Annotated in this window: 8 protein-coding genes and 2 pseudogenes; 5 read left to right on the forward strand and 5 right to left on the reverse strand. The window is 59.5% G+C overall.

The annotated features are described in order from the left end of the window. Window positions 1-165 precede the first annotated feature (165 nt). Genes DI624_RS15220 through DI624_RS15230 form a run of 3 tightly spaced genes read right to left on the reverse strand, consistent with a single transcriptional unit; the run spans window position 166 to window position 4,073 of the window. Window positions 166-987, reverse strand: a complete 822-nt coding sequence (locus DI624_RS15220; protein ID WP_291540170.1) for a hypothetical protein — start codon at window positions 985-987, stop codon at window positions 166-168. Beyond that, on the reverse strand, window positions 984-1,901 hold the full coding sequence (locus tag DI624_RS15225) for a hypothetical protein (RefSeq protein WP_291540172.1): 918 nt from the start codon (window positions 1,899-1,901) through the stop codon (window positions 984-986). Before DI624_RS15225 ends, DI624_RS15220 begins: the two co-directional genes overlap by 4 nt. After that, window positions 1,902-4,073: a glycosyltransferase gene (locus tag DI624_RS15230; RefSeq protein ID WP_291540173.1), complete on the reverse strand. Its 2,172-nt coding sequence runs from the start codon at window positions 4,071-4,073 to the stop codon at window positions 1,902-1,904. 306 nt (window positions 4,074-4,379) lie between these two features. Here DI624_RS15230 and DI624_RS15235 point away from each other — a divergent pair. Then, window positions 4,380-5,513 (forward strand): annotated as a pseudogene (locus DI624_RS15235) (IS3 family transposase). Between the two features lie 39 nt (window positions 5,514-5,552). Here the strand turns inward: DI624_RS15235 and DI624_RS15240 are convergent. Continuing rightward, window positions 5,553-5,763, reverse strand: a pseudogene (locus tag DI624_RS15240) (IS3 family transposase); the annotation flags it as partial. A 501-nt stretch (window positions 5,764-6,264) separates the two neighbouring features. Between DI624_RS15240 and DI624_RS15245 the strand changes: the two are divergent. The 4 genes from DI624_RS15245 (at window position 6,265) to dapD (ending at window position 10,366) form a co-directional block, all read left to right on the forward strand. Next, window positions 6,265-7,824: a glycosyltransferase gene (locus tag DI624_RS15245; protein ID WP_291540175.1), complete on the forward strand. Its 1,560-nt coding sequence runs from the start codon at window positions 6,265-6,267 to the stop codon at window positions 7,822-7,824. A gap of 90 nt (window positions 7,825-7,914) precedes the next feature. Further along, entirely contained in the window at window positions 7,915-8,844 is a 930-nt protein-coding gene (argB, locus tag DI624_RS15250; RefSeq protein WP_291540177.1) for an acetylglutamate kinase, read from the forward strand. Window positions 8,845-8,870: 26 nt separating this feature from the next. Beyond that, window positions 8,871-9,500, forward strand: coding sequence for a pyrimidine 5'-nucleotidase (locus DI624_RS15255; protein ID WP_291540184.1), 630 nt, complete (start codon window positions 8,871-8,873; stop codon window positions 9,498-9,500). Next, on the forward strand, window positions 9,497-10,366 hold the full coding sequence (gene dapD, locus DI624_RS15260) for a 2,3,4,5-tetrahydropyridine-2,6-dicarboxylate N-succinyltransferase (RefSeq protein ID WP_291540179.1): 870 nt from the start codon (window positions 9,497-9,499) through the stop codon (window positions 10,364-10,366). The genes DI624_RS15255 and dapD overlap by 4 nt, the downstream gene beginning before the upstream one ends. Here the strand turns inward: dapD and DI624_RS15265 are convergent, their stop codons facing one another. Then, window positions 10,367-10,570 (reverse strand): hypothetical protein, encoded by a 204-nt coding sequence (locus DI624_RS15265; RefSeq protein WP_291540181.1) that lies wholly within the window; start codon window positions 10,568-10,570, stop codon window positions 10,367-10,369. Between the last annotated feature and the right edge of the window lie 70 nt (window positions 10,571-10,640).

The following is a 10,640-nucleotide window of genomic DNA, read 5'->3' on the forward strand; positions in this document are numbered from 1 at the left end:
ATCAGCTCCGCCGCACGGCCGCTCCCGCCGGCGCAGCAGATCGGCTATCAACCCCCTGGGCTCTCACAATGATCGAGGGAACAGAGGGGGGGCACGTCATTGCGTTCGCTTTGTTCAAGCGTCAGACGCCTTGGAACCCATAAGGCTGCAGGCTCGCATCGTCGCTTAACGAAGGCGCGACGTGTCGAGGGCGGGGTGGACCTGGCGGATGCAGATGCGGATTTGTTCGAGGATGTGATCCTCCGACCCGGCCCAGCCTTCGGTTTCCATGCGCAACATGCGGGCCGTCGAAAATTGCTGGGCCGCCTCGCTGAACCGCTGAGCCAGTTGCAGTGCATTGGCGTACTGTAGCCTGGCTTCGTAGGCGAGCGCGCCGCCTTCGGGGGTCACGTATTGCAGGTATTCGCTGTACAGGGCCACGGCGTCCTTCAGCCGGCCCTGTTCCTTCACCGCATGGGCGAGGACAAGCAGATAGTTTCGGCGGCCGGCATTCACCAGCTCTTGAAAACCCTTTTCGGCCGCCGCCCATCGTCCTTGCGCCAGGGCGGCCATCGCCGCATCGACCCGACCCTGCCAGGGGGCGTCAGCGGCTCTGGCCGCGCCGACGCGAAGCGTCTCGGCTATACCTCCATCATTGGGGGCCAACTGCGCAGCGCGTTCATAGTAGTGGAACGACTTCTCGGCATCGCCCTTCACCCAGAAGAAATGGCCGATCTGGACATTGAGGTCGGCGTCGTCAGGTCGCTGCTTGAGGGCTTCAAAATAGGCCGCTTCCGCAGCATCAAGCTCGCCGGCCTCCTTGAGCATGTGGCCCAGTTGCACACGAGGCCCGAAGCCGTCGCGAAGCTCTAACGCACGGCGATAAAGATCCGCTGCGTGACGCCAGTCGTGCTGCGATTTGGCAGTCTTAGCCTTCTGAAGGATTTGTTTGCGCTCTGCGCTTGAGCGGGCATCAGCGATGCGTCTGAATGCGACGTCGAGTTTCATTCGGCGACCCAAGTCAAGCTGACTTCTTGTGGCCTTACAATCCAGGGCTCGTCGTCCGGCTCGCCTTTTCGGATGGCGAAAATCAGGACTTCGCACACCAGATGTTCCGGCAGGGTGCGAAATTCGCTGCTGAACGTCGCCCGGCCCGCGAGAGTCATCGAAAAAAGCTTCTCAAGTCCTGCGTTGGCCGTCGCCTCTACACATATGACGGAGTCGCGATGTTGCCGCCAATCCACGTTGAGGCGCCAAAGGCCCGGCCGTAAGGGTTTCTTGGGTCCGGCGAGCACCAAGCCTTCGCTCACTTCCAGCCCATCGTCCTTGTAAAAGGCATTGAACGAAAGCGCGTCGCCCGTAACCATTAGCCCGCGATCACCAAGAGACAACATCAGAACCAAGCGATCACTACATTCCGCCGAGATGAGCGAAAACGGCGTGTCGCCGGTCATGCGAGCGACGGTGGGATTGCGTCCCTCCGCACGTGCGATATCGACGATCTCCTGAATGATTTCCGATCGGCTGACGCCGTTATTCAGGCGATCCTGGAATCGAAGACGTTCGTGCAGTTGCACGTCGCGGCCCATGAGCCGAAAGGCGGCGTATTCCAAAAATACGACGTCGTCAGACGGCGCATGGCTCGTCAAAATCTCTTCCACCACAATCTCGTCATCCGGGCGGACAATGGCGGTCGGTACAACAGGCGGGGGCGAACTGGGTGTGCCTTCGCTGCGCGCCTGCAAGGCCGCCCAGATCCGAGACTTGTTCACCCCCCGGAGAATGGCCTGAGTAAGGGCATTGGCGTCGCGCGGCGTGACCGTCGTTGCGCCGAGCGCTTTGATCGCAGCTCGGACAAAGGATTCAGCCGGGAGTTTCAACAGGGCTGCTGGCATCGCGGCGATATCGCGCGGCTTCGTCATTCAAGAAATCCTCATCAGATTGGCAGCGCGCTGACCAACCACTTCCCAGCTGTGGGTTTCGGCGTAGCGTCGCCGGGCGCGATCATGCAAAGTGCGTATCGCATCGTCCTGGGCGAGACCCAGTATGGCTTCGGCCAGAGTTTCCACATCCAAGTTTCGCACGAGATGGCTGAAAGGCAGCAGGTCTCGGAAAACGCCCGAGTTCGAAAGCAATGTGGGCCGGTCCAAAGCTATGGCCATCCTAGCGGCGCCCGAAGCGCCTTCGGGAGAGGGGCTATAAGGAAACACGAGCAGATCACAAGGCGCCAGGAGCTTCACCACCTTGTCATCCGGCAAGAAATCATAATTGGCCGTGACATGGTCTTCGAGCTTCAATGTCTTGATCAAGGCGTCTACCCGCGACCGCGCTACGCGGCTTTGACGCTCTACCCGCTGTGCATTCGCCAGAACCAGATGGATGCGAGGGTCCGACTTGCGAGCCAAGGCGATCGCACTGACAAGAAGTTCCAGATTCTTGTGTTCTGTCAGGAATCCGAACGTGCCGACAACGAAGTTGTCGGGGTTCGGTCGTTGGGACGCGCCCAGGATTCGGACGCCGTGTGGAAGGACTTCGCCCCGAAAACCCGCGCGGCCGAGTTCTTCCACGTCCTCAGCTGCGTGGGCGACGATGACGTCAAAGCCGTTCAACCAGTCCGCGTCAGACTGCAAGGTTTCGTGAACGTTGTGCAGCGTGATGATAAGTCGATCCCGGCCGCGGCGAAGCGCGGGTATGACCTTTCTCATGTCGTCTGCTGAAAAGTGCCCGGGATGGTGCTGGAACCAGATTACGGGCGCTAGGGCTGTATTGCCGACTTGATCGGCGAAGCGCTGCAGCGACACACTGTCATAACCCCACAGTCTCGTCACGCCATCTTCTTTTGAATTCGCTTCTGTCGGCTTGAGAGACCGCCGCGCCCAAACGTGGGCCAATCCGTCCTTGAGTGCAGAATCGCCATATAGTTGCTCTGAATACGTCGCGATCCCGCACTCCTCGTTCCAGGTCGAAACGACTTCAAATGAGGGGGCGGAAGAGCGCGATGTCTGCTGCGTCGATAGTGATGAAATGACGCGGCTAGCCACGGCGTCCCATGTCAGCGACTCGGACGCCAATCGCCGTGCATTGGCAGACAGACGCCGCGTCAGTTCGGGTTCATCCACCGCCTGTTGAAGCGCCTTCGCGAAACTTTCAACATCAGGATCTTCCCAAAGACCGTAAGTAGAAGCGACATGTGATTTGGATTTTGCCGGTCGGCTTTCTACAAGCAAAGCTGTTCTCTCGGTGCAGAAATCGGCCTGTCCTCCTGAGCGCGCAGCGACCACAGGGATGCCTAGGTGCATCGCTTCTGCCAAAGGAAGCCCGAACCCTTCTCCCCTACTGACCAAAACTACGGCAGTGGCGCTCTGATAAAGACGGGCGATTCCGGCACCGTCGAGCGTTGAATCATCTATTATAATCCGCGGCGGGACGGAGAACCGTGACTGCGTGTCCTCCACAACGCGGCGCACGAAATTGTGAGGATTTGGGCTGGTCTTTATATAGAGTTCTACGTCGTTTCGATCATTGAAGGCCCGACAGAAAGCTTCAACTAATTCGTCTGGCGCTTTCCGAGGAAGGAACGTTGAAATATGGAGTAGTCGTTTGACGGTTTTCTCAGGCGCTTGATTGTGGCGCGCCTGAGATAAAATTTGATCTGCGCCGTTTCCTACAATGGGGCACGGGATGATGACACCCGAACGTCTAAGTGCGTCGGACACATATCTGGCGGTCGTCATTACGAAGTCGAGGTCGCGATTAAAACGCATGGCCATGAGAGGAGGAATCTCGCTTTCCTCCCAAGCCCAGCACACCAACCCGTTCCTCTTGCCCGCCATGCCATGTGTCACGGGTGGCCAGGCATTGCGTAGATGCACGTCCACCGGATCGGCGTGGGCGACCGCTATGCCCGCTAAACCGGCGCGTTGGAGTTCTCCGTCACCTTCGCTGCGGTCAGTAGGTAAAATTCTGAGATTCAGACCGCGCTGCAGCAAGGCTTTTGCCAGATGCCGGTTAACGATCGAGAGGCTGGCGAAGCCGCAAAACTGCCCTTCGATGAGCACACGCCCGGTTGTAGAAGGATCGCCTGAATGCGTCATTCTGAGTTCTTGCCTATCCATTAATTCGCCGTTCGGCCTGTCTCGGGTGGGATCACCGAATTCCTGCTCAGTCTGAACCTGACGACTACATTTCGGCTCGCGATTCAAGAGGCGGCCTTAAGCTCGATAAAGGTAGCCTGGTACGGTCAAAGTGACTGACGGGCCCCCTCTGGTCCCTCGATCATTGCGAGAGCCCAGGGGGTTTGACCTGCCCCTGAGAGTTTTGATCCGCTCCCCGGAAACTGGATCACCGGACGTTAGAGTTTTCCACTGAGATTTTCCCTGGCTGGGAAGGAGCGGATCACCATGAAGGCATCGCAGTTTTCGGACGCCCGGAAGGCGTTTAATTTGAAACAGGGCGCCGACGGCGTGCCGGTGGCTGAGATCTGCCGGCGAGCCGGGATCAGTCAGGCGACCTACTTCAACTGGAAGAAGAAGTACGATGGCCTGCTGCCGACGGAGATGAAGCGGCTCAAGCAGCTCGAGGACGAGAACACGCGGTTGCGCAAGCTGGTGGCGGACCTGTCGCTTGACCGGGAGATGCTGCAGGACGTGATCCGGCGAAAGCTTTGAGGCCTGGTCGCAAGCGCGAGCTGGTGGACGGGTGTCGGGGTGATTGGGGCGTGGTCGATCCGGCGAGCTTGCCGGGTGCTTGAGATGGACACGTCGAGCTATCACTACCGATCCCGTCGCCCGACCAGGCCGGTCTCGAATCCCGGATCAAGGCGATGTGTCAGACGCGCGTGCGCTATGGCTATCGCCGGATCCATGTCCTGCTGCAGCGCGAAGGCTGGCAGCTCAACATCAAGAAGACCCGAAGGATCTACAATGCGTTAGGCCTTCAGTTAAGGAACAAGACGCCCAAACGCAGGGTGAAGGCCAAGCTGCGGGAAGACCGCTGCGAAGCCACCGGGCCGAACGAGACCTGGGCCATGGACTTCGTCCACGACCAACTGGCGACCGGCCGGAAGATCCGGATCCTGACCGTCGTGGATACCTTCACTCGGTACTCCCCGGTGATCGATCCGCGGTTCACCTATCGGTCGGAGAACGTCGTCGAGGCGTTGGATCAGGCCTGCGCCAGGCCGGGCTATCCGAAGGCGATCCGGGTCGACCAGGGCACGGAGTTCGTCTCCCGGAACCTCGACCTATGGGCCTAAGCCCACGGCGTCTCCCTCGACTTCTCACGGCCCGGCAAACCGACAGACAACGCCTTCATCAAGGCGTTCAACGGACGCTGCCGGCCGAATGCCTGAACGCCCACTGGTTCCTGACGCTTGAGGATGCGGCCGAAAAGTTGGAGGCTTGGCGCAGAGACTACAACGAGGTTCGGCCCCATGGGCCAAAGGCAACAAGCCGCCGATCGCGTTGATAGATCCCGGTGACGCAGCCAGCCCGTCACCCATCACAAACGCCAAGACTCAGGTCGCCGCTGGATGAAAACTCAGGGGCACGTCAGGTTGATAGCGGATCTGCTGCCGGCAGGGCCATGGGCGCAAGGATTCCGGTGGCGCGCTTTCGGCCCCGCCGCCGTCGCATCGCCAGGCCTTCCCCGATAGAGCCGGAACAGCCGCTTCTTGTTCATGCTGTTGCCCTCCCGTTCCAGCAGGATACCCAGGCACCGATAGCCGAGCCGGCGGCGCTCAGCCCCCGGACTGCGCAGGCGCTCGCGCACCTCCGCGTCGCCTCGTTCAGGCTCGCGGCGCGCCGTCTTCGGATCGATCTGGGTCAGCCCGCGGGCGCGCTTCTGCAAGAAGCCGCGCTCTGCTATCAGACGAAACTGGCGGTCTCTGCATTATCGTCGCGAGCTCAAGCCTGCAGTCAACGCCAGCATGGCCTTGTTTGATTGGATGAAAACGATTGCCCTTCAGGAGCTTTTGTTAAGCGAATTTGAGCCATCTGTCGCTGAGTGTGTAAAATCCCTCGCCAAGTAAGTTCGTCATAGCTACTGGGTGACAGTTGCCCAAAAGCGCCGCTGCGCGATTGATGGCTCTTTCGGCCATCGTTGCGACTATTTTGGTGATCTGTTAAATAATAGAGGAAGATTGTGAAAATATTATCTAATGCATTTCACACAAGCTACCAGTACAATCTGGCCTCGGCTTTTCCTGAGCACGAATGGACATTCTTGGGGCTCTGGTCTCAGAATAGGCCGGAGTGCGATAACGTAATTACGGGCCGCGCGGAAGATTTGTCTGACTACGATTTCTTTCTTGCTCACTCTCCGGCTGAATATATATCTTTGTCAGGGCGGTTGGATGCGCGTGGAATTGATCGCTCAAGACTGATTTATATATCTCATTGGGGTTATCAGCCGCACCAGTGGGTCCATGTTTACAATGGAGTAAATTTTGATTATTTTATAAATGATGTTTCACATTCCCCGATTGTTTGCGTCTCACATTACATGGTGCCTCAGTTTGGATTTTATTCTGAACATAGCGTATCTGTAATACCGCATTTTATTCCTTCAGATTTGTTTAGCGAAAGCGTTTGGCGCGATGAGGGCGAAGACTTCATCAACGTCGTAAATTCTTTCTATCAACCAGAGCGCGGAGTTGGAGCGGCGTTTTGGGATTCTTTACCTGTGACAAAACGTTTGTATGGGGCGGGCAATAAGCCGACAGATGGAGGGGGGCTTCCTACTGTAGATGATTTTAAGTTGGCGGTTGGTCGGTCGAGAGCGTATCTTTGGACTGCTGACGCCGTTGCAACTTCTTTTGCGCCTTTAGAGGCGATGGCCCTTGGGTGCCCACTGGTTGCGCCAGATAACCTTGATTGGAGTAAGGAGTTCGAGCACGGAAGAGAGGTGTTGCTATATAAAGCGGGCGACATAGACTCGTGTCTTGAGCAAATAAACTTGCTAAATAGCAGCTCTCTTTTGAGAAGCTATCTATCTGCGGCTGGGAGGGAGGCTGTAATATCGCGATTTACAAAAGAGGTTTTCCGGCAGAGGTGGAAACAAGTATTTGATGGGGTACTTGCTGCAGATCTAATCCGACCCCGGAAAATTAACTGCAGTATGCGTAGAGGCTCTGGGGTCATGATTCGTAATGACGGAAAATTCGACCTGACAACTGAAATTCGTCTTAAGGCTGGACCCGTCTGTGTTGTTCATCCGCAATCGGATGATTCTGAGATCAGGCTTTCTTTAAGAAATAGCTTGAATTCCGTAAATCTTTTGGAGGGCTTTGCAAGCCTTGCTGCCTGCGGAGAGTTGTCACGCCATGCTGTTACAATGGCTGACGATTTTGGGGGCACCACTCAAGCTGTCCTTAAATCTGGTCGCCCTGTTTGTGTCTCGAATGACAAGTTTTTCTTAGAATTTGAGAAGAAAACCGATGAATTTAATAGGAGCCTTTACCCGATATATCGTGAGTCGAGCGTTGTTTTTACCGAAAGGACAACGTCGCAAGGTCCAGGGAATAGTGTCTCTTTGCCGCTTTGTGATAAGCAATTTGCTGCTGGTGAATTTTCTCTATTTGTCAGGTATGATGGCCTAGAGCCTGCTCTTATTAGAAATGTTTTTGAGCAAGGTGTGTTTCCGTCTGAAATCGTCGCGAACTGCATGCCTGATGCATCATGGGCTATCGGGTGTCATGTCGAGATGCTCGTGGAAGCATTATTTCATAACGAGTATTCTGTTCAGTTTCTTTCTATTCCAGATCTTGAGGACGTCAGCGCACTAATCGCTCCTGGCGATACAATTCCAAAGTTGCATCGATACATTCTCAGAGCGGTTCGTGGGTAGCTGAAACATTCAGACGTGGAGTGTGCTGCCGTTAAACCGGTGATTTCCTAGCGTGACTCCCCGCCCATCCCCCGCTATCACGCGCGCGTGATGAACGAAACCGAGCGCCAATCCGAGGAACGCAGCTGGGAGACGGCGAAGACGCTCGCCGAGGCCTTGCCGTATATCCAGGTCTATGACCGCGAGACCGTGGTCATCAAATACGGCGGCCACGCCATGGGCGAAAGCGCCGTGGCCAAGCAGTTCGCGGCCGATGTGGTGCTGCTGAAGCTGATGGGGGTGAACCCGGTCGTGGTGCACGGCGGGGGGCCGCAGATCAGCGCCATGCTGGATAAGGCGGGGGTGAAGTCCAGCTTCGTCGACGGCCTGCGCGTGACCGATCCGGCGACGATGGAGGTCGCCGAGATGGTGCTGTCGGGCGCGGTGAACAAGGAGATCGCTCACTGGATCACCATGGCCGGCAAGGAGGCCGACGTGCGCGGCGTCGGTCTGTCGGGCAAGGACGCCGGCCTGCTGACGGTCGAGAAGACGCGCCGCACCAAGCGCGATCCCGACAGCATGATCGAGCATGAGGTCGACCTGGGCTATGTCGGCGAGCCGACCAAGGTGGATCCCAAGCTGATCAGGGGGCTGATCGCGTCCGAGACCGAGGACTGGGTGCCGGTGATCGCGCCGATCGGGGTGGCCGAGGACGGCCAGACCTACAACGTCAACGCCGACACGGTGGCGGGCGCCATCGCCGGGTCGCTGGACGCCAAGCGGATGCTGCTGCTGACCGACGTGCCGGGAGTCAGGGGCGCGGACGGCGAGATCATCCGCCAGATGACGCTGGAGGAGGCGCAAGGCTTGATCGACGCCGGCGTCGCCTCGGGCGGCATGATCCCCAAGCTGGAGACGGCCATGGCCGCGGTGCGCGCCGGGGTGGAGGCGGTGGTCATCCTGGACGGCCGGCGGCCGCACGCCATGCTGGTCGAACTGTTCACCGAGTTCGGGGCCGGCACCCTGGTGAAGGCGTCTTGAGGAATTTGTCGCACGTCACGGCCTGGGTGTTCGATATGGACGACACCCTTTATCCGCCCGAACAGGGACTGATGCGGCTGGTCCAGGCGCGGATCAACGCCTATGTCGTCGAGGCCGTGGGGCTGGAGCCGGAGGAGGCGGCCGTGCTGCAACGCCAGTTCCTGGACGCGCACGGCACCACCTTGGCCGGGCTGATGGCCAACTACACCATCGACCCAGAGGACTTTTTGAAGGTCGTTCACGACGTGCCGATGGACGGGATCGAGCCGAACCCGCGTCTGGCCGAACAGTTGATGCGCCTGCCGGGGCGCCGTTTCGTCTTCACCAATGGCGCGCGCGACTATGCGCGCCGGGTGCTGGATCGGGTGGGGATCGCCGACTGTTTCGACGGGGTTTTCGCCATCGAGGACGGGGATCTGACGCCCAAGCCCGCGCCGTCGACCTTTCGCCGCATGGTCGAACGATTCGACTTCGAACCGCGCAGCGCCGCCTTCTTCGAGGATACCCCCAGGAACCTGGAGCCGGCCAAGGCGCTGGGAATGGCCACCATCCTGATCGGCGACGGGCATGGCAAGGCGCTGGGCGATCACATCGACCATGTGGCCCCGGACCTTCTCGACTTCCTCTCCGACCTGACCTTCAAGGACGCCGCATGACCGACCTGTCGCATCTCGAATCCGTCATCGAGGCCGCCTGGGACAACCGCGCCGAGGTCTCGCCGGCCGCCAAGGGCGAGGTCCGCGACGCCGTGGAGAGCGCTTTGGCCTTGCTGGATTCCGGCCAGGCGCGCGTCGCCTCGCGCGGGACGGACGGGGTCTGGACCACGCATCAGTGGCTGAAGAAGGCGGTGCTGCTGTCCTTTCGCCTGAACGACAACCAGATCCTGCGCGCCGGGCCGGCGGCCGCCATGCCGCTGTCGGTCGATCATCCCGCCGCGCTGGGCCCCTTCTGGGACAAGGTGCCCAACAAGTTCGGCGATTGGGCCGCCGCCGACTATCAGGCGGCCGGTTTCCGCGCCGTGCCGGGGGCCATCGTGCGCCAAGGCGCCTTCATCGGCCGGAACGTGGTGCTGATGCCGTCGTTCGTGAACATCGGCGCCTATGTGGACGAAGGCTCGATGGTCGATGCCTGGGCCACGGTCGGCTCGTGCGCCCAGATCGGCAGGAACGTCCACCTGTCGGGCGGCGCAGGGATCGGCGGCGTGCTGGAGCCGCTGCAGGCCAATCCGACCATCATCGAGGATGGATGTTTCATCGGCGCCCGCGCCGAGGTGGCCGAGGGCGTGATCGTGCGCGAGGGCGCGGTCCTGGCCATGGGCGTCTACCTGTCGGCCTCGACCAAGATCGTCGACCGGGCGACCGGCGAGGTGTTCCGGGGCGAGGTGCCGGCCTATTCGGTCGTGGTGCCGGGTTCGCTGCCGGATCCCAACGGCGGCCCGTCGCTGTATTGCGCGGTCATCGTCAAGCGCGTGGACGCCCAGACGCGCGCCAAGACCGGCGTCAACGAGCTGCTGCGGGACTGATCAGGCGGCGTCGGGCAGGGCGAGATGGGCCGCCCATTCCGGCGCATCAACCACGATCGCGATGGTGAAGACCGAGCCGCGCCCAACCTCGGGCCGGACGGTGATCTGACCGCCCATCAGCACCGCGAGGCGGTAACAGATGCTGAGGCTGACGTGCCCCCCGTTTCTCATCCAGTGACGTGCCCCCTCTGTTCCCTCGATCATTGTGAGAGCCCAGGGGGTTGATAGCCGATCTGCTGCGCCGGCGGGAGCGGCCGTGCGGCGGAGCTGATCA

Source organism: Brevundimonas sp. (genome assembly GCF_003248455.1).
In the GTDB taxonomy this organism is placed as follows: domain Bacteria; phylum Pseudomonadota; class Alphaproteobacteria; order Caulobacterales; family Caulobacteraceae; genus Brevundimonas.